21 protein-coding genes are annotated in these 18901 nt (G+C 42.9%); 19 read left to right on the top strand and 2 right to left on the bottom strand.

Annotation, left to right across the window (positions count from 1 at the left end):
- Positions 1 to 2: 2 nt before the first annotated feature.
- From CSH93_RS15225 to CSH93_RS15135, 19 genes are all read left to right on the top strand, one after another.
- Positions 3 to 485 (top strand): YajQ family cyclic di-GMP-binding protein, encoded by a 483-nt coding sequence (locus CSH93_RS15225; protein WP_100644146.1) that lies wholly within the window; start codon positions 3 to 5, stop codon positions 483 to 485.
- A 21-nt stretch (positions 486 to 506) separates the two neighbouring features.
- The gene (gene mnmE / locus CSH93_RS15220) at positions 507 to 1889 is read left to right on the top strand and encodes a tRNA uridine-5-carboxymethylaminomethyl(34) synthesis GTPase MnmE (RefSeq protein WP_100644145.1); all 1383 of its coding nucleotides are present in this window, start codon (positions 507 to 509) and stop codon (positions 1887 to 1889) included.
- 4 nt (positions 1890 to 1893) lie between these two features.
- A complete protein-coding gene (gene mioC / locus CSH93_RS15215) occupies positions 1894 to 2331 on the top strand; it encodes an FMN-binding protein MioC (RefSeq protein WP_100644144.1) in 438 nt (145 codons plus the stop codon).
- Positions 2332 to 2344: 13 nt separating this feature from the next.
- Positions 2345 to 2989 carry a DnaT-like ssDNA-binding domain-containing protein gene (locus CSH93_RS15210; RefSeq protein WP_100644143.1) on the top strand — a complete coding sequence of 215 codons (645 nt, stop codon included), beginning with the start codon at positions 2345 to 2347 and terminating at the stop codon, positions 2987 to 2989.
- Positions 2990 to 3026: 37 nt separating this feature from the next.
- A complete protein-coding gene (locus CSH93_RS15205) occupies positions 3027 to 3848 on the top strand; it encodes a DnaA ATPase domain-containing protein (protein ID WP_100644142.1) in 822 nt (273 codons plus the stop codon).
- Positions 3849 to 3925: 77 nt separating this feature from the next.
- The gene (locus CSH93_RS15200) at positions 3926 to 4714 is read left to right on the top strand and encodes a DUF4097 family beta strand repeat-containing protein (RefSeq protein WP_100644141.1); all 789 of its coding nucleotides are present in this window, start codon (positions 3926 to 3928) and stop codon (positions 4712 to 4714) included.
- A 524-nt stretch (positions 4715 to 5238) separates the two neighbouring features.
- Positions 5239 to 7140 (top strand): tRNA uridine-5-carboxymethylaminomethyl(34) synthesis enzyme MnmG, encoded by a 1902-nt coding sequence (mnmG, locus tag CSH93_RS15195; protein WP_100644140.1) that lies wholly within the window; start codon positions 5239 to 5241, stop codon positions 7138 to 7140.
- Positions 7140 to 7769, top strand: coding sequence for a 16S rRNA (guanine(527)-N(7))-methyltransferase RsmG (gene rsmG / locus CSH93_RS15190; protein ID WP_100644139.1), 630 nt, complete (start codon positions 7140 to 7142; stop codon positions 7767 to 7769). Before mnmG ends, rsmG begins: the two co-directional genes overlap by 1 nt.
- A gap of 11 nt (positions 7770 to 7780) precedes the next feature.
- Entirely contained in the window at positions 7781 to 8578 is a 798-nt protein-coding gene (locus tag CSH93_RS15185) for a ParA family protein (RefSeq protein ID WP_100644138.1), read from the top strand.
- Between the two features lie 17 nt (positions 8579 to 8595).
- Positions 8596 to 9474 (top strand): ParB/RepB/Spo0J family partition protein, encoded by an 879-nt coding sequence (locus CSH93_RS15180; protein WP_100644137.1) that lies wholly within the window; start codon positions 8596 to 8598, stop codon positions 9472 to 9474.
- Between the two features lie 186 nt (positions 9475 to 9660).
- A complete protein-coding gene (locus CSH93_RS15175; protein WP_100644136.1) occupies positions 9661 to 10050 on the top strand; it encodes an ATP synthase subunit I in 390 nt (129 codons plus the stop codon).
- A gap of 44 nt (positions 10051 to 10094) precedes the next feature.
- Positions 10095 to 10928, top strand: coding sequence for a F0F1 ATP synthase subunit A (gene atpB / locus CSH93_RS15170; protein WP_100644135.1), 834 nt, complete (start codon positions 10095 to 10097; stop codon positions 10926 to 10928).
- Between the two features lie 48 nt (positions 10929 to 10976).
- A complete protein-coding gene (gene atpE, locus CSH93_RS15165; protein WP_026376053.1) occupies positions 10977 to 11198 on the top strand; it encodes a F0F1 ATP synthase subunit C in 222 nt (73 codons plus the stop codon).
- A 46-nt stretch (positions 11199 to 11244) separates the two neighbouring features.
- Positions 11245 to 11715: a F0F1 ATP synthase subunit B gene (gene atpF, locus CSH93_RS15160; RefSeq protein WP_100644134.1), complete on the top strand. Its 471-nt coding sequence runs from the start codon at positions 11245 to 11247 to the stop codon at positions 11713 to 11715.
- 12 nt (positions 11716 to 11727) lie between these two features.
- Positions 11728 to 12261, top strand: a complete 534-nt coding sequence (atpH, locus tag CSH93_RS15155) for a F0F1 ATP synthase subunit delta (protein ID WP_100644133.1) — start codon at positions 11728 to 11730, stop codon at positions 12259 to 12261.
- A gap of 14 nt (positions 12262 to 12275) precedes the next feature.
- Positions 12276 to 13817 carry a F0F1 ATP synthase subunit alpha gene (atpA, locus tag CSH93_RS15150; RefSeq protein ID WP_100644132.1) on the top strand — a complete coding sequence of 514 codons (1542 nt, stop codon included), beginning with the start codon at positions 12276 to 12278 and terminating at the stop codon, positions 13815 to 13817.
- A gap of 53 nt (positions 13818 to 13870) precedes the next feature.
- Positions 13871 to 14731: a F0F1 ATP synthase subunit gamma gene (gene atpG / locus CSH93_RS15145; RefSeq protein ID WP_100644131.1), complete on the top strand. Its 861-nt coding sequence runs from the start codon at positions 13871 to 13873 to the stop codon at positions 14729 to 14731.
- 31 nt (positions 14732 to 14762) lie between these two features.
- Complete coding sequence (gene atpD / locus CSH93_RS15140) at positions 14763 to 16148, top strand: F0F1 ATP synthase subunit beta (protein WP_100644130.1); 1386 nt, start codon at positions 14763 to 14765, stop codon at positions 16146 to 16148.
- Positions 16149 to 16184: 36 nt separating this feature from the next.
- On the top strand, positions 16185 to 16601 hold the full coding sequence (locus CSH93_RS15135; protein WP_100644129.1) for a F0F1 ATP synthase subunit epsilon: 417 nt from the start codon (positions 16185 to 16187) through the stop codon (positions 16599 to 16601).
- An 80-nt stretch (positions 16602 to 16681) separates the two neighbouring features.
- Here CSH93_RS15135 and CSH93_RS15130 read toward each other — a convergent pair whose 3' ends face one another.
- Together CSH93_RS15130 and CSH93_RS15125 are read right to left on the bottom strand one after the other, a co-directional pair.
- Positions 16682 to 17428, bottom strand: a complete 747-nt coding sequence (locus tag CSH93_RS15130) for a transporter substrate-binding domain-containing protein (protein WP_100644128.1) — start codon at positions 17426 to 17428, stop codon at positions 16682 to 16684.
- Between the two features lie 261 nt (positions 17429 to 17689).
- Positions 17690 to 18685 (bottom strand): helix-turn-helix domain-containing protein, encoded by a 996-nt coding sequence (locus tag CSH93_RS15125; RefSeq protein WP_164078393.1) that lies wholly within the window; start codon positions 18683 to 18685, stop codon positions 17690 to 17692.
- Positions 18686 to 18901 lie beyond the last annotated feature (216 nt).

Genomic DNA, 18901 nt, shown 5'->3' with positions numbered 1-18901 from the left:
CTATGCCTTCTTTCGATATAGTGTCAGAAATAGACATGGTCGATGTAAAAAATGCGACTGATAACGCTAATAGAGAACTTTCTACGCGCTTTGACTTCAGAGGTGTAGAAGCTAGTTTTGAATCCATTGAGGATGGCGTGCTCATGGTTGCTGAAGCCGAATTTCAGCTACAACAAATGGATTCAATGCTCAGAACAGCCTGTTCTAAAAGAGGTGTAGACACCGCTTGTATGGAAGCTAAATCCATTGAACATAGAGGCAAGCAATACCGCCAAGTTATGAGCTTCAAGCAAGGTATCGATCAGCCCACAGCTAAAAAAATTGTGAAGCTAGTCAAAGACGCCAAAATAAAAGTTCAAACATCTATTCAAGGTGACCAATTGAGAGTTACCGGTAAGAAACGCGATGACCTGCAAGAGGCCATTGCATTGGTAAAGGGCGCAAATTTAGGGCAACCTTTCCAATACACTAACTTCCGCGATTAATCCGTTATCCCTTGTTGAACTATGGGTTTTAACGCAACCGACACTATTGTTGCCCAAGCCACAGCCAGTGGTAAGGGCAGCGTTGGAATTGTGCGTGTTTCAGGCCCTGCCGCATCAATCGTTGCTGAGGCCATCCTAGGTAGCTGCCCTCCTCCTCGAGAGGCAACTTATTTACCATTTAAGAATAAGCATGGCGAAGCCATTGATCAGGGACTAGGCTTGTTCTTTAAAGCCCCACATTCATTTACAGGAGAAGATGTTTTAGAGCTTCAAGGCCATGGCGGCCAAGTTGTGATGGACATGCTACTCTCTGAAATACTTGAACATAAAGACATTAGACTGGCTAGGCCTGGTGAATTTAGTGAGCGCGCTTTCCTCAATGATAAGATGGATTTAGCGCAAGCTGAGGCTATCGCAGATTTAATCGATGCAAGTTCCCAACAAGCAGCTAAAAGCGCAATGCGAAGCCTACAGGGCGAGTTTTCGCAGCAAATTCATAACTTAGTAGAAGCGGTCATTCAACTGCGCATATATGTTGAAGCTGCTATAGATTTTCCTGAAGAAGAAATTGACTTTTTAACCGATGGAAAAGTTGCGGGTGACCTAGATGCGATCCGCACAGACCTTAACAACATACTCAAAAAAGCGCAGCAAGGCGCAATCTTGCGCGAAGGGATGCATGTTGTCATTGCAGGCAAACCGAATTCAGGTAAATCCAGTTTACTCAACGCGTTAGCTGGACGAGAAGCCGCTATCGTAACGGATATAGCGGGTACAACACGGGATGTGCTAAAAGAACATATTCATTTGGATGGCATGCCACTGCATATCATTGATACTGCGGGATTACGCGACAGCGAAGATAAAGTTGAGCAAATTGGTATCCAGCGCGCGTGGGACGAAATCGGCAAAGCTGATCAAGTGCTTATCATGGTTGATGCAACAAGCACTGATGAGGTCGACCCTTTTATCATTTGGCCTGAGTTCATAGAACAATTGCCCGACAAAATCGGCATTACTCTGGTACGAAATAAAATCGATTTAACTCAAGAAAATACTGAATCGCTGACGATTTCGACACAACGAGGCGATATACCGGTATTTAAAATATCAGCCAATCAGCGCCAAGGTATTGAACAACTCACTGAGCATTTAAAACAATGTATGGGGTATTCGAGTCAAACCGACGGGCAATTTATTGCGCGTAGACGTCATTTAACCGCGCTGAATCTTGCGTCAGAACACATTCAGATTGGCCAAGACCAACTGTTAAATCACGCTGCAGGTGAAATTTTGGCCGAGGAACTACGATTAGCCCAGCAACATTTAAACGAAATAACTGGAGAGTTTTCGTCAGACGATTTACTCGGCCGCATCTTCTCTTCCTTCTGCATTGGGAAATAGTCCGTTGAAAAAAATACAAATAATTGTCGGCTCAGTACTAGGCGCTAGTGAATATGTTGCTGACGCACTAAGTGAGAAACTGCAAAGTGAAGGTTTCGCGACCACCGTTCATTTAGAGCCTAGCTTTAACGATATAGATCCAGAAGATTGCTGGCTGATATGTACTTCAACACATGGTGCAGGCGATTTACCAGACAATATCCAAGCATTCGCAGAAGCACTTGAGTCAGCAACCCTACCTGAATTGCCTTACATGGTGATCAGTTTAGGTGATAGTAGTTACGATACGTTCTGTAATGGTGGATCGACTATACATCGGCTAATGAAAGAGACTCAGGCTAAGCCACTCAGTGAGCCATTTGAAATTGATGTGCTTCAGCATCCAATACCTGAAGATATCGCGTTAGAATGGCTAGAAAGCCATATAAACTTGTTTAAATAAACTCGCGATAATTATGAATAACGCTGAACTGAATGCACTTACTCAAGCTATCAGCAACCATGCTAGAGTGTTATATATGCTCGGCTTGCGGATTGACGTAAATCCCCATACAGGGGCTACTCAGCCTCTATCTTATAAATCACTGATGGAACTATTAAACGCATCCGAGCAAATGTTTAGTCGAGGGCGACAAATCAATACGTTGATAAAAGAACTCATTAAAAATGGGTTAGTTAATGTTGCACCGGATGTTGATCTAGAGAAAAGTTTAAATAATCAAAGGCTCGTTTTACCCCTAGTGCCTATGAACGAATCTGATATTAATCAGCTACATAACAAAAGAACTGCAATAACTGCTGATTGGTCACCCAATAAAGATATTTTTGAACAATTAAGCCATCTTGTCGGTTTAATTGATAAAGAATGTACTGATGATGAAATAGGCGATTTTGTTGCCTATTGGTTGGGAAGACCTGAAATCGAACTCAGCGAGTTTCAGTGGAATCAAAAGTTTGTCAGCAATCTAAAACAAAAACGATTGGCCAGACAATCGCCTACCCAAAAGAAAGTAGGATCACAAACGGTTACGAGTAAATCGGCGTTAGAAGTCGATGATAATGCACGCAAGCTAGTAGAAAAGTATGCTTCAAAGCAGTAATCTACCCACCCAATAGCGCAAAGGTTATAATCGTCTCGTGGAATCGCTCAACGACAAAATTGCAAAATTAGCTAACTTACTAGGTAAGAGTACAGACCCTCAAGAGGCACCTGCGCCCGCTGATTTTCATACGATTAAAAAAGAATATGAGCATTTAGCCAACTCCGAAATACAGCAATTACAGCAGCAATCCAGACAACAACGTATTACCCAATTGCATGGTCGTTCCGATCTAAATCCAAAGTGGACATTCGATAATCTTATTCAAGACAGTGATGACGTAGTAGAAGCAATAAATATCGCTCAATCATTTATCGCAGCTCATGCCGATCCAAACTGGCGCAATAACAGTTCCCACATGATGATTTTTTATGGTGATTATGGCCGTGGAAAATCGCATATTGCAGGCGCAATCGCTCATGAACTTATTGCACGATTCGAGACAACTGTATTGTATAGGCAACTTTCAAGTCTGCTAGAAATGCGCTTTTTCTCTTACGATTATTCTTCAACGGACAATATTGCTCAACAGTTTCGCGAAATTCAAAACGAATTACTCAATGTGGATCTACTTATATTGGATGAGGTCTGCGTGAATGAAACCATGCTCAAGAAAAACACCCAAAGTTGGCTGGGAAATCTACTCAGACAGCGTTTGGTCGATAACAAAAATTGTATTCTTATTACCAACCACAACCTGCAAGAACTTGAAGTAGCATTGGGTAAATATTGTTTCGAATCCATAAAAGAATATGACACCTATAAAGTAAAGTTCAGCGGCCCTAGTCGCCGTAAATCGATCACACCTACCCTTCCTGAAGCTGAAACTATTCCGGTATACAGACCCAACCAAATTTAATTTTGGTTACATTTAAACCTTTGCAGTTTTATTAACGACTCAGGAATATAGTTAATAAGACGACAAAGGACAGAATAATGAAATCAGTCACTCGAGTAGCCGCTACAACGTTAGCCATTGCCTCTGCTGCAACTTATAGCCTAATGGCTATGGCCAATACCTTCGAACAAACGTATGACGTTCAGCCCGGCGAAACGCTGTACATCAAAACAGATGTGGGCACTATTGATATCCGTACCCAAGATACCGATCGTGTTGAAATAGAAGTTGATGTTGATGGTAGAAATGCAGATGAATTGGATGTGCGTTTCGAACAAACGAGCAACGGTATCAGTGTATACGGAGAGAGAGAAAGTAGCGGTTGGGGTTGGAATGGCTCGCAAATACGTGCCAGGTTCACCATTGTTGTCCCAGAGAGTTTCAATATTGACGTTAATACTGCGGGTGGATCAATTAAAGTTGAAGACTTAGTAGGCAACGTGGATGCTAAAACGTCAGGAGGCTCTATTTCACTTGGTGACATAAAAGGTGATATTGACGTCCATACATCAGGTGGTTCTATACGCGTAGACAGTGTGTACGGCGATATACAAGCACATACTTCAGGTGGCAGCATTAATGTCGACTTTAAGCAACAAATAACGCAAGACGCGAAACTAACAACATCGGGTGGATCTATCACCGCTTATTTACCCGAAGATATCCAAATTGATCTTAGCGCTTCTACCTCAGGAGGATCGGTAAGATCGGAGTTTGATGTAGACGGAAAAGTTACTAAACGGTCTATTAGAGGTGAAATTAATGGCGGTGGTCCAGAATTAACACTTAGAACCAGTGGTGGTAGTGTAAAAATTCATAAAGATTAATCCACAGATCGGGGCGATTGATCGCGATCGCCCCACACCCTAAAGTATTCCTACGATCTTAAAACTTATTACATAATTACTCACAGTAAACTAACACGATCCTAATACTTGTGGATAAGATCAATTAAAACTTGTTATTTACCTATATTATTCTTGTGATCACTATTGTTTAATATTTAACCTGTGGATAACCACCCCTGTTATCAACAGCTTTTATGGCACTAATGATCGCGCAGATCACAGTTATAAAGTTGTGCTAACTTATTGTTTTAAATAATTAATTATTGCTTACTAACAGAAAATGGCGTGCTTAATAATAATAATAATAAACAGATCTATATAAAGATCATATTAATTAAGTTTGCGATCCCACATTTTTAACTCCGATCTCTATGTGCTAGATAAAAAACAAATAGCACTGTAAATTGTGTAATCTTTGTACAATAAAGATGTTCTTCAAAGCGTTATTCATATAGAATATGCGCCCGCATTTTTGCGGTGTTACGTGATTAGAGGTAAAGCCTGTGTTTTATGAACAAACGTTTGATGTCATTGTTGTTGGTGGAGGTCATGCCGGATCTGAAGCTGCCTTAGCCTCAGCACGCATGGGCGCAAATACGTTATTGTTGACTCACAATATTGAAACATTAGGTCAAATGTCATGTAACCCTGCTATTGGTGGTATCGGTAAAGGTCATTTGGTTAAAGAGATCGATGCGCTGGGTGGAGCGATGGCGATCGCAGCCGACAGAGCAGGTATTCAATTTAGAACATTGAATAGCAGTAAAGGGCCTGCTGTAAGAGCTACTCGAGCTCAAGCTGATCGTTCGTTATACAGAACTGCCATGCGTTCAATGTTGGAGCATCAAGCAAATCTGACTATATTCCAACAATCCTGCGATGATTTAATCGTCGAGAATGATCGAGTCTGCGGTGTTGTAACCCAAATGGGGTTAAAATTTAAAGCGAAAGCAGTTGTGTTAACCGTAGGTACTTTCTTAGGTGGCACAATTCATATTGGCTTAGAAAACTTTCAAGGTGGACGAGCAGGCGATCCTCCGTCTAATGCTCTAGCCCAACGATTACGTGCATTACCCTTTAGAGTTGATCGTTTAAAAACAGGTACGCCTGCACGCTTAGACGCGAGAACACTCGATTTTTCTGTGATGCAAGAGCAACCGGGTGATGATCCATTACCGATGTTTTCATTCTTAGGGAAACGTAGCGACCATCCAAAACAAATTCCGTGTTACATCACACATACGAACGAACGAACGCATGACATTATTCGCGGTGGTTTAGACCGATCACCGATGTATACCGGCGTGATCGAGGGAATTGGTCCGCGTTATTGTCCTTCGATTGAAGACAAGATTATGCGCTTTGCTGATAAAACCTCACATCAAATATTTGTTGAACCTGAAGGACTAAACAGCATTGAAGTATACCCCAATGGTATTTCAACAAGTTTACCGTTTGACGTTCAAATGGCACTCGTGAGATCGATTAAAGGTTTTGAGAATGCTCATATTGTGCGTCCAGGCTATGCCATAGAATATGATTTCTTCGATCCACGCGATCTGAAACAAACGCTAGAAACTAAATTCATCCAAAGCCTTTATTTTGCTGGACAGATTAACGGTACTACTGGTTATGAAGAAGCCGGAGCACAAGGTTTAATAGCCGGTGCAAATGCTGCGTTAGAGGTAATGCAAAAAGATCCGCTGATCCTGCGTCGCGATCAAGCTTATATGGGCGTGTTAATCGATGATCTTGCCACTATGGGTACTAAAGAGCCGTATCGTATGTTTACTAGCCGTGCTGAATACAGATTGTTATTGCGTGAAGACAACGCTGATATTCGCCTAACTGAAATAGGCCGCAGTGTTGGGTTGGTGGACGATACACGTTGGCATGCGTTTAATGAAAAGCTGGAATTGATAGAGCAGGAAGTTCAACGATTGCGTAGTCAATGGGTACATCCTGATCATGTTGCAGTAACAGAGTTGAATACATTGGTTAAGAATCCGATCTCACGCGAACATTCACTTGAAGAGTTGGTTAGACGTCCAGAACTGACCTATCAGCAGTTGATGTCAATTGACTCATTAGGCCCTGCACTGACGCACGAACAAGCGGCTGAGCAAGTTGAAATTCAAATTAAATACGCTGGATATATTGCGCGTCAACAAGAAGAGATTGAGAAAACACGTCGTCATGAGAATACATTGATCCCATTAGACTTTGATTTCTCAACTGTTTCTGGACTCAGTAACGAGGTTGTGGCTAAGCTGTCAGATGCCAGACCAGAAACAATCGGTAAGGCTTCACGCATTTCGGGGATTACGCCTGCAGCGATCAGCTTGCTGTTGGTCTATTTGAAAAAGCAAGGTTCGTTACGCAAGCAACAAAGAGAGTCGGCGTAATGTCGTCGGCGTTACTTGATCGCTTACAATCCGGTATATCACAACTCAACATTGAACTGTCTGACGAACAAATCAATGCGTTATTGCGCTATGTTGAGTTAATGAATAAGTGGAATAAGGCATATAATCTGACTTCTGTGAGAGATCCGCTTGAGATGGTATCGAAGCATATATTGGATTCCCTCGCAGTCGTTCCCTACATCACAGCTGAAAAATACATTGACGTTGGTACGGGGCCAGGTCTACCTGGCATACCGTTAGCTATCGCGTGTCCTAATGTATCTTTCACATGCTTAGATAGCTTAGGTAAGCGTGTTAGATTCATGAAGCAAGTGGTCCATGAACTTGGCTTGAAGAATGTAATTCCGGTGCAATCGAGAGTAGAATTACATCAACCTGAACAACCCTATGATGGTGTTTTAAGCAGAGCCTTCGCATCGTTGAAGGATATGTTGCAATGGTGCGAACATTTGGTAGATTCTTCAGGTGAATTTCTTGCATTAAAGGGCCAATACCCGCAAGATGAGCTTTCTGATATCCCTGAAAATATATCAGTTGTAAGTACTCACAAACTACAAGTTCCTTATATGGTTGGTGAGAGAAACATAATCTTACTCAAGAAACAGTAATAGGATCCGACGTGGCGAAGGTCATAGCAATTGCGAATCAAAAAGGTGGGGTAGGTAAAACGACCACTGCAGTAAATGTTGCTGCTTCAATGGCCGCGACCAAGCGCAAAGTGTTACTTATTGATTTAGATCCCCAAGGCAACGCGACCATGGGGAGCGGCGTTGACAAGTACGACGTTGAAGCAACCAGTTATGAGCTGTTAATCGAAGATAAGCCAATTGAAGACGTTATTATCAAGAATACGTCGGGAAAATATGATCTGATAGCGGGCAACGGTGACGTTACTGCGGCAGAAATCAAATTAATGGAAGTGTTTGCACGAGAAGTGCGACTGCGTAATGCATTGGCACCTGTTCAAGGTTATTACGATTTTATCTTTATTGATTGCCCCCCTTCCCTGAATCAACTAACGGTGAATGCGTTAGCCGCTGCAGACTCTGTATTGGTTCCGATGCAGTGTGAATACTATGCGCTGGAAGGATTAACGGCATTGATGGATACCATCGGGAAGTTAGCTTCGGTGGTAAATCCAAATTTAAAAATTGAAGGCGTTTTGCGGACTATGTATGACCCGCGAAACCGTCTAGCGAATGATGTGTCTGAACAGCTGAAACGCCACTTTGGTGAACAAGTTTACAGAACCGTTATTCCACGCAATGTTAGATTAGCTGAAGCACCCAGTTTTGGTGCGCCAGCGATGTATTATGATAAGTCTTCAACAGGTGCTAAAGCCTATTTAGCATTGGCGGGTGAAATACTCAGACGCAGAGACAAAACTCAAACATCTTCTACAGCGCAAGCAAGTTAACAGGTACTGAGGAAAGCATGTCAGCAAAGAAGCGAGGATTGGGCAGAGGTTTAGATGCCCTATTGGCGACCAGTCATTCGAAACAATCAGATAGTCCAAATGAAAGTCAGGCAAGTGAACTGACTAAATTGCCGATCGAGTGGCTACAACCCGGTAAATACCAACCGCGTAAAGACATGTCCCCTGAAGCTTTAGAAGACCTGGCGTCTTCAATTCGCTCACAGGGCATCATTCAACCTGTCGTTGTACGTCAGATTGACACAGAAAAGTATGAAATCATCGCGGGTGAGCGTCGTTGGCGAGCCTCTCAATTGGCTGGTTTGGATGTTATCCCATGTTTGGTTAAAGATGTGCCAGACGAATCAGCGGTGGCTATAGCGTTAATTGAAAATATCCAACGTGAAGATCTCAATGCAATGGAAGAAGCGCAAGCATTAGACCGATTAATGGTTGAATTTGCTTTGACGCATCAAGAAGTTGCTGAAGCAGTCGGTAAATCCAGAACCACCGTTACTAATTTATTACGCCTCAACAATCTGAATGAAGATGTTAAGAAGATGGTTGAATACGGTGATATTGAAATGGGTCACGCACGTGCGCTATTGGCACTTGAGGGTGATACGCAATCTGAAGCTGCTCAACATGTGTCTGGCAAAGGCCTAACCGTGCGAGACACGGAAAAATTAGTTAAAAAATACTTAGAGCCTGCCCCGCAAAAACCTGAAAAACGTATTGATCCTGATGTTGCTCGGTTGGCAACCCGTTTGTCTGAAAGTGTTGGTGCGCCGGTGTCGATTGATCACAATGCCAAAGGCAAAGGTAAGATGGTGATTAACTTTGCTAGCTTAGATGAACTTGATGGCATTCTAGCTAAATTAAAGCTTTCTGACGAATAAAACGAAGTAAATAATCGATTTTACCGACGTGTTGAGTCGTAAAATTTTGGTTGTATTTGAAGGATTCTGATATTCGCTCAGTAAATTTTCACAATAGCTTTCAAAAAGCCGGTAACGGTTGAAATTACTGAATATCCAAGTATACTTCAGTCGCTTTTATTTTGGGCGTTGATAACAAAAAAACACATGCCATCAATTGATTTAGTCGAGGGCGGTAAAAAACTAGCGAAGTATGGTTTTTTTACGCAAATCATAGTGACCCTCGCGATGGTTGTGATTGCTGCCACAGTATTTTCCATAGATGCAGCGGTTTCGGTAGCACTCGGGAGTGCGGCCAGTATCATCCCCAACGGAATTTTTGCGTTTTTTGCATTTAGATTTTCAGGCGCTCAACGGTCTCAAGCCGTAGCTAAAAATCTCATGCAAGGCGCCAGATACAAGTTAGGTTTAGCAGCAATAATTTTTGGGATCGCGTTTATCGCCTTCGAAGCACAACCACTTCTTCTTTTTTGTGCTTTTGCGATTACCACAATCAGTTATTGGCTAACAATGATTCGCTTCAGTGCTGCGGCATAAGCGGTCAAACAACAAGTTTACAATTACACTACTTGGGTTAAACAATGGCTTCTGAATACACAACCTCAGAATATATTAAACACCATTTAACCAACGCCAGAATGTGCTCTACCGATGACGGTATTGTATTCAATAAGGCGTGTGAAGATGCGGGCTTTTGGGTCTGGCATGTTGACACTTTAGGTTGGTCTATTGGTCTTGGTATACTTTTCCTTTGGCTTTTCCGCAGTGTTGCTAAAAAAGCAACCACCGGAGTTCCTTCCAAAACACAAGCATTCGTGGAAATGGTTATCGATTTCGTTAACGATAACGTAACCAGTACCTTCCATGGTAAGAGTGCTCTAATTGCACCATTGTCATTGACAATTTTCGTCTGGGTTCTGTTAATGAACTTGATGGACTTAGTGCCAGTAGACGTATTACCAATGATTGCAGGTGCGGTTGGTCAATATGGGTTTGGAATGGACCCTCATGATGTATACATGAAAGCCGTACCAACCACTGATTTGAACTTAACGTTCGCGTTAGCAATCGGTGTTTTCTTCTTAATTATTTACTACTCACTGAAAATGAAAGGTATTGGCGGTTTTGCTAAAGAACTGACCATGCAGCCTTTCGGCCATTGGGCATTTATTCCAGTGAACTTTATCCTTGAAACCGTAACCCTACTCGCTCGCCCATTATCATTGGCACTGCGTTTGTTCGGTAACTTATACGCCAGTGAGCTTATCTTTATTTTGATAGCCACTATCGGTTTCTTCCAGCTTCCACTGCACTTCATGTGGGCTGTATTCCATATTTTGGTATTACCTCTACAAGCGTTCATCTTCATGATGTTGACCATCGTGTATCTGAGCTTGGCGAGTGAAGACCACTAATAACGTTTTACTTTTAACTTTAAATTTAACTACACATCGGAGATTTACATGTTATACATCGCAGTTGCTCTACTAATCGGTATGGGTGCCCTAGGTACTGCTATTGGTTTTGGTCTTCTAGGCGGTAAGTTCCTAGAATCTGCTGCTCGTCAACCAGAGCTTGCTCCTCAACTTCAGGTGAAAATGTTCATCGTAGCGGGTCTTATCGACGCGATCGCAATGATCGGTGTTGGTATCGCGCTATACCTATTGTTCGCGGTTGGTGCTTAATTTTACTTAAACCTAAGACTAGCGAATTTACAGAGGAGGAGCGGACGTGAACATTAACGCCACTCTAATTGGTCAACTTATAGCGTTTGCTGTATTTGTGGTTTTCTGCATGAAGTATGTATGGCCACCACTACTTGCAGCAATTGAAGCGCGTCAAAAAACCATTGCTGATGGTTTAGCTGACGCTGAGCGTGCTGGTAAAGACCTTGAGATTGCTCAACAAAAAGCAACTGACCAACTTCGCGATGCGAAGCAACAAGCTGCTGAAATTATTGAACAAGCCAAGAAGCGCGCTAATCAATTAGTTGACGAAGAAACGCAGCGCGGCCACGCCGAGCGCGAAAAAATCATTAATCAAGGTTATGCAGAAATTGAAGCTGAACGTAACCGTGCAAAAGAAGATTTACGTAAGCAAGTAGCTGCTCTAGCAGTTGTCGGTGCAGAACGTATTCTTCAACGCGAGATTGATGCTGCGGCACAAGACGACATTGTTGAAAAACTTGTCGCTGAACTATAAGGGTATTGAGCTATGGCTGAATTAACAACCGTTGCTCGCCCTTATGCTACTGCTGCATTTAATTTTGCCGTTGAGCAGAAAGCCATTGCCGAATGGCAAGAAATGTTGGTTTTCGCCAGTGAAGTTGCAAGCAACGAAACCATGGAAGGATTACTTTCAGGTGCTACTGCTGCTGACAAATTGGCTGAAATATTCATCAATGTTTGTGGTGAACAGCTCAACACGAATGGTCAAAACTTTATTAAAGTTTTGGCTGAAAATAAGCGTTTATCAGTGTTGCCTGAAATTGCAGCTTTGTTCGCTGAATTGAAGTCAGATTATGAGAAGGAAATTGATGTCGATGTGACATCAGCGACCGAGCTGACTGAAGCACAACAAGCCAAAATCAGTGAATCACTAGAGAAGCGTTTGGCACGTAAAGTGAAGCTTAATTGTAACGTGGATCCTGCACTGGTTGCTGGCGTAGTCATAAAGGCTGGCGACACTGTCATTGATGGTTCCGTAAAATCTAAACTGAACCGTCTCGCAGACGCGTTGCAAGCATAACGGGGATAAAGAGCATGCAACTTAACTCCACAGAAATTGCAGAACTGATCAAAAAGAGAATTGAACAGTTCGATATCGCGAGTGAAGCGCGAAATGAGGGTACGATCGTTGGTGTAACTGACGGTATTATTCGTATCCACGGCCTTGCAGATGTAATGCAAGGTGAAATGATTGAACTACCGGGTAGTCGCTATGCGATTGCACTTAACCTTGAGCGAGACTCTGTTGGTGCGGTAGTAATGGGTCCTTACGCAGACCTCCAAGAAGGCGTAAAAGTTAAATCAACAGGTCGTATCCTTGAAGTACCAGTAGGTCGTAACCTACTTGGTCGTGTTGTTAACACGCTAGGTGAGCCAATTGACGGTAAAGGCGCAATTGATGCTGACGGTTTTGAACCGGTAGAAAAAATTGCACCAGGCGTAATCGAGCGTCAGTCAGTTGATCAACCAGTACAAACGGGTTACAAGTCTGTTGACTCAATGATTCCAATCGGTCGTGGTCAGCGTGAGTTGATCATCGGTGACCGTCAAACGGGTAAAACTGCATTAGCAATCGATGCGATCATCAACCAACGTGACACAGGCGTTCCTTGTGTATACGTAGCGATTGGTCAGAAAGCATCTACTATTGCTAACGTTGTACGTAAGCTTGAAGAGCACGGCGCGTTGAAAAACACTATCGTTGTTGCCGCTTCTGCATCTGAGTCTGCTGCTTTGCAATACTTAGCACCTTACTCAGGTTGTACAATGGGTGAATACTTCCGTGACCGCGGTGAAGATGCGCTAATCGTATATGATGATTTGTCTAAGCAAGCTGTTGCTTACCGTCAAATTTCATTGCTACTTAAGCGTCCACCAGGCCGTGAAGCATACCCAGGTGACGTATTCTATCTTCACTCGCGCTTGCTAGAGCGTGCCGCTCGTGTAAACGAGATGTATGTTGAGCGTTATACCAACGGTGAAGTGAAAGGTAAAACAGGTTCATTAACTGCATTACCAATCATTGAAACCCAAGCGGGTGACGTTTCTGCATTCGTACCAACAAACGTAATCTCGATTACTGACGGTCAGATCTTCCTAGAAACTGACTTGTTCAACGCAGGTATTCGTCCGGCGGTTAACGCTGGTATCTCGGTATCTCGTGTTGGTGGTGCAGCGCAAACTAAAATCGTTAAGAAACTAGGTGGTGGTATCCGTCTAGCACTTGCACAGTATCGTGAACTTGCAGCGTTCTCACAGTTCGCATCTGATCTAGATGACGCAACACGTGAACAGCTAGAGCACGGTGAGCGTGTAATGGAGCTTATGAAGCAGAAGCAGTATGCGCCATTGAGCGTTGCTGATACTGCAGTTTCATTGTTCGCAGTTGAGAAAGGCTATTTGAAAGACATCGAATTGAACAAGATTCTTGATTTCGAATCAGCACTTCACTCATTCATGAACAGTGAACACGCTGAGCTAATGAAGACGATTAATGAAACAGGTAACTACAACGACGACATCGAGTCACAGTTAGCTGACGCTTTAACTAACTTTAAAGCGACACAAACGTGGTAATCGACAGGTGCTTCTCGTAAGCACCTCGTCTGTTAAGTAACTGGAGAATAATCATGGCCAGCGGTAAAGAAATCAAAGGTAAAATTGGGAGTATTAAAAACACCCAAAAAATTACCAGTGCGATGGAGATGGTTGCAGCGTCTAAAATGAAAAAGGCGCAAAACCGTATGGCTTCAGGCCGCCCATATGCACAAAATATGCTTAAAGTGATTGGTCATATCGCAAACGGTGCGCTTGAGTATCGTCATCCGTATCTTGAAGAGCGTGAAGTTAAGCGTGTTGGTTACATCGTCATATCTACTGATCGTGGATTGTGCGGTGGTTTAAACACCAACGAGTTTAAGAAAATCACGAAAGATGCCAAAGCTTGGCAAGACAAAGGCGCTGAAATCGCTTTTGCTGCGTTAGGTTCTAAGGCATGTGCTTTCTTCAATCGATTTGGTGGCGAAGTGATGGCCGCTGAATCTGGTATTGGTGACGCCCCAAGTGTAAGCGACGTTGTCGGTATCGTTCGCGTAATGATTAACGCGTTCGATAAAGGTGAATTGGATAAGATTTATCTGGTTTACAACAATTTCGTGAACACCATGGCGCAAGAGCCAGTGATCAATCAATTATTGCCTTTGCCGAAATCGGAAGATGAAGCATTGCAGCATCGTTGGGACTACTTATACGAACCAGATCCTAAACCGATCTTGGAAGCGTTAATGACACGCTATATAGAGTCTCAGGTGTACCAAGGCGTTGTGGAAAATGCAGCTTCAGAACAAGCTGCTCGTATGGTTGCGATGAAAGCCGCAACTGACAACGCAGGCAACTTAATCGATGAATTGCAATTGGTATATAACAAAGCCCGTCAGGCAGCGATTACACAAGAAATCAGTGAAATCGTTGGTGGCGCAGCTGCGGTGTAGGCAACAGGTTTAAAGATAACGAGGACTAATTATGAGTCAAGGTAAGGTCGTCCAAATCATTGGTGCCGTTGTGGATATCGAATTTCCACAATCAGCAGTACCAAGAGTGTATGACGCACTGAAAGTGACCGAAGGTGACTTAGAGGGTTTGACCCTAGAAGTGCAACAGCAGTTAGGTGGCGGTGTTGTCCGTGGTATCGCGCTAGGTACTACAGATGGCTTACGTCGTGGATTGAAAGTTGAAAATACAGGTGCACCAATCTCTGTTCCAGTAGGTACAGCGACACTTGGTCGTATCATGGATGTATTAGGTAACCCAATCGACGAAGCAGGCCCAATTGGTGAAGAAGAGCGTATGTCTATTCACCGTGAAGCGCCAAGCTACGAAGATCAATCAAGTGCAGTTGAACTACTTGAAACAGGTATCAAAGTAATCGACTTAGTTTGCCCATTCGCTAAGGGTGGTAAAGTTGGTCTATTCGGTGGTGCCGGTGTAGGTAAAACGGTAAACATGATGGAGCTTATCCGTAACATCGCAATCGAGCACAGCGGTTACTCAGTATTCGCAGGTGTTGGTGAGCGTACTCGTGAAGGTAACGATTTCTATCATGAAATGAACGAATCAAATGTACTTGATAAAGTATCGTTGGTTTACGGTCAGATGAATGAACCACCGGGTAACCGTCTACGTGTTGCATTGACCGGTTTGACCATGGCGGAAAAATTCCGTGATGAAGGCCGTGACGTACTATTCTTCGTTGATAACATTTACCGTTACACGTTGGCCGGTACTGAAGTATCAGCACTTCTAGGTCGTATGCCATCAGCGGTAGGTTATCAGCCTACATTGGCTGAAGAAATGGGTGTACTGCAAGAACGTATTGCGTCTACTAAGACAGGTTCAATCACTTCAATCCAAGCGGTATACGTACCAGCGGATGACTTGACGGATCCATCACCAGCAACAACCTTTGCTCACTTGGATGCAACCGTTGTATTGTCACGTGATATCGCCTCTTTGGGTATCTACCCTGCGGTTGACCCGTTGGATTCAACGTCACGTCAGCTAGACCCACTTGTAGTTGGTCAAGAGCACTATGACACTGCACAAGGTGTACAAACCACATTGCAGCGTTATAAAGAGCTTAAAGATATCATCGCAATCTTGGGTATGGACGAATTGTCTGATGAAGACAAGCAAGTGGTAACACGTGCTCGTAAGATCCAGCGCTTCTTGTCACAACCGTTCTTCGTAGCAGAAGTCTTCACAGGTTCACCTGGTAAGTACGTATCGCTTAAAGACACGATTGCTGGCTTTAAGGGTATCTTAGCAGGTGATTACGATGACCTGCCTGAGCAAGCCTTCTACATGGTTGGCTCAATTGACGAAGCGATTGAGAAAGCCAACAAGAAATAAGTCTGAGCGCGAAAGCGCTCACTTTAGGAGGTGCCCATGGCAGCAATGACAGTACATCTTGATGTGGTAAGCGCTGAAGAACAAGTGTTTTCAGGCCGCGTTGAGACGATACAAGTAACCGGTAGCGAAGGTGAATTGGGTATCCACCCGGGTCACGCGCCACTGATCACTGCATTAAAGCCTGGCATGGTGCGATTAGTTAAGCAGTTTGGCGAAGAAGAGATGATTTATATTGCCGGCGGTATTTTAGAAGTACAGCCCGGAACAGTAACGGTACTAGCAGATACTGCGGTACGTGCTGAAGATCTCGATGAACAAGCCGCTGAAGAAGCTAAGCGTCGCGCTGAAGAGCATATTGCTAACCCAGGCACAGACTTTAACTACGCTGAAGCTGCCGTTGAGCTAGCCGAAGCCATTGCGCAATTACGATTAATTCAAAAATTGCGTAAATAAGTAGTTATCGGATGAATAATAAAAGCCGGCTTATGCCGGCTTTTTTGTGTTCTGCTATCACTCTTTTGTGATTCCGCTACTCAGTATATCGGTAAAAGCTCATCAAAACGTGTAGCCTGAGTCGCTTCACTGTGCTCTTCAAAAACCTGCTTTATGAGGTCTTTGTTTTTTGATTTTAAAGACACGGCAAAAAACGTGGGTAAAGACATTAAACTTTTAGCACTGACACCTTTGGGTATGTCAAAACTGTTTTGTTCCAAATAAAAGCGATACGGCGCTTTATACGTAATCAAGTGTCTTGTGCGCCCTCTCATAAACATCTTGATTGCGTCAATGCTTCCTGGCGTGTCTTGGAACGTATAACCTTGTTCCACTAATAATTGGCGGTGTCCGTTATAGTCAAAGCCGCGTATACCACTGACCATATTTTCAAATCCTTCGTTTTCATGACTTAAAAAAATAAGGTCCAAACTACCAAAGGGTGGTTCGATAAAATCGACAGTGTCTTTTAACAATTTGGTTGATTTGATGTTGACGGTAAGGTCGACTTCGCCTGATTCAATCATTCGATATACACGTATTGCTGGCGCACATATCGCTTTTACGTTGTACCCTTTGGCGTTAAAAATCATTTTGGTTAGTTTAACGGTATAGCCAACACACTCATCAGATCCTGCTTCTGTGTAGGCATAGGGGGGGAATTGCAACGCTGCTAATGTAATAGTTGTATCTTGTGGAGTAGACGCAGGCACACGCTCTGCTGCAGCGCTAGAGAATGCAAAGATTAAAGTAATGGCGAAATAGAAACGTAGTGCAATCGACTTCATATGCCCTCCTCGATTTCTATAGGTAAAGATAGATAACTCTGCTAAGAATTGCGACCTAATCTTTGCGTCAATGATTCGTAAAAGGATCAGCTAATTTGCTAAGTTAAATGCCCAATATGCCTATCACTTTCACAAAAAAATAAGCAATCCAAGCAGTTAAACTCAAATCGACTCTTACTAAAGAACATAAAAACAAGTGGCTTAGGGGTTTGCATACCCTAGCTAGTTAACATGCCTTATCACACCCACCATGGACAATTATTACCGATTGGCGGCTCTAAACTGGCTTGGGGTTACATTTGTGTACTGTTTAAATGCTTTATAAAAAGATGATCGGGAGTTAAAACCCGTTGAATGCGCTACATCAAGAACTGAACTATCACTGCTAACGAGTAATTGTTCAGCTTTTTTAACTCTGGCCTGATTAACAAAATCAAAGAATGTTGTGCCAAGATGTTGTGTGAGGGTCTGTGAAATATACTGAGGTGGCTCGCCAATCAGTTTTGATAACTTGATTAGGTTTAAGGCTGGATCAAGATATATCTCATCATCACAAATCGCTGCAGATAGTTTGGATGCAATTCGCTTTAAATCGTCTTCGTTCAACGCAGAGCGCTCGTACCGTTTTTTATCGAGCAGATCGGGCTCATCATCAATAATCTGCAAAGTGTCTTCAAATACCGGCTTTTGCTTTAATCCAAATAGCGATACCGTCCAGACAATGCCTGTAAGTAATACCAAAATACCCGTTTCAGAAAAGCCATAACCTTGCAGCTTATCTTCATAAGCTAAAACAATTAACCCGTATACCCAAGTGAATATAATCAATGCTGAAGTAACGCTAATCCAGTGGAGATTTCGCTTAGATTCATCTGCATATAATAATCGGATTTGCTTTCTGTACTGAACGGTTCTGAAAATAATACTTAAAATATAACCCGAGCTGATCACGGACCAACACAGTACTACTATAAGAAATGTTAACGATAAGACTTTCAGCCATGTTGAACTGACGATTTCAGCAGAAAAAAACATTTGCTGAAAATCACTTTTCGGTAGCATCAACAAGAGAGTGCCGAATACGAGCATAACGGGAACGAGTGCGAAGTGTTTTAAAAATGATATGTGCCATTGCCATGGTTTACGCGAAATCGTCGCATCATGGTAAAGCCAGAAAGCCGGAGTAAATAAGAAAAATACGGTCGGAATAAAGCTAATATATAATTGTGTTAGTGATGGTATTAATGCGAAAACCATCGATCCAGCAGAAAAATAGATTAAGCAGATAAGCACTAAAATAAGAGGCCCTTTTGACCGGCTCCTAGGGAGCAGAAATAACGAGAAAATGGCTACTGACAGTGACAGTGCAGAGATAAAAAGATCTAACATAATGTTTTAATTTATTTACTGATCCGCGATGCACAATGCTTGTGCCGCAGAAATTGTACTCGTTAGATATGTAAGGGGCTTCAA

This window comes from Neoalteromonas facilis (genome assembly GCF_002807665.1).
Classification (GTDB): Bacteria; Pseudomonadota; Gammaproteobacteria; order Enterobacterales; family Alteromonadaceae; genus Alteromonas_E; species Alteromonas_E facilis.
The sequence above is the reverse complement of the archived record's forward strand: the minus strand, read 5'-3'. Positions and strand labels throughout refer to the sequence as shown.

Bases quoted from the DNA above. Each gene is read 5' to 3' on its own strand.
- atpA (WP_100644132.1), top strand. From the start codon at position 12,276: ATGCAACTTAACTCCACAGAAATTGCAGAACTGATCAAAAAGAGAATT.
- mnmE (WP_100644145.1), top strand. From the start codon at position 507: ATGGGTTTTAACGCAACCGACACTATTGTTGCCCAAGCCACAGCCAGT.
- atpE (WP_026376053.1), top strand. From the start codon at position 10,977: ATGTTATACATCGCAGTTGCTCTACTAATCGGTATGGGTGCCCTAGGT.
- atpD (WP_100644130.1), top strand. From the start codon at position 14,763: ATGAGTCAAGGTAAGGTCGTCCAAATCATTGGTGCCGTTGTGGATATC.
- CSH93_RS15125 (WP_164078393.1), bottom strand. From the start codon at position 18,685: ATGGTTTTCGCATTAATACCATCACTAACACAATTATATATTAGCTTT.
- atpH (WP_100644133.1), top strand. From the start codon at position 11,728: ATGGCTGAATTAACAACCGTTGCTCGCCCTTATGCTACTGCTGCATTT.
- CSH93_RS15130 (WP_100644128.1), bottom strand. From the start codon at position 17,428: ATGAAGTCGATTGCACTACGTTTCTATTTCGCCATTACTTTAATCTTT.
- atpG (WP_100644131.1), top strand. From the start codon at position 13,871: ATGGCCAGCGGTAAAGAAATCAAAGGTAAAATTGGGAGTATTAAAAAC.
- rsmG (WP_100644139.1), top strand. From the start codon at position 7,140: ATGTCGTCGGCGTTACTTGATCGCTTACAATCCGGTATATCACAACTC.
- CSH93_RS15225 (WP_100644146.1), top strand. From the start codon at position 3: ATGCCTTCTTTCGATATAGTGTCAGAAATAGACATGGTCGATGTAAAA.
- atpB (WP_100644135.1), top strand. From the start codon at position 10,095: ATGGCTTCTGAATACACAACCTCAGAATATATTAAACACCATTTAACC.
- CSH93_RS15180 (WP_100644137.1), top strand. From the start codon at position 8,596: ATGTCAGCAAAGAAGCGAGGATTGGGCAGAGGTTTAGATGCCCTATTG.
- CSH93_RS15200 (WP_100644141.1), top strand. From the start codon at position 3,926: ATGAAATCAGTCACTCGAGTAGCCGCTACAACGTTAGCCATTGCCTCT.
- CSH93_RS15175 (WP_100644136.1), top strand. From the start codon at position 9,661: ATGCCATCAATTGATTTAGTCGAGGGCGGTAAAAAACTAGCGAAGTAT.
- CSH93_RS15210 (WP_100644143.1), top strand. From the start codon at position 2,345: ATGAATAACGCTGAACTGAATGCACTTACTCAAGCTATCAGCAACCAT.
- CSH93_RS15135 (WP_100644129.1), top strand. From the start codon at position 16,185: ATGGCAGCAATGACAGTACATCTTGATGTGGTAAGCGCTGAAGAACAA.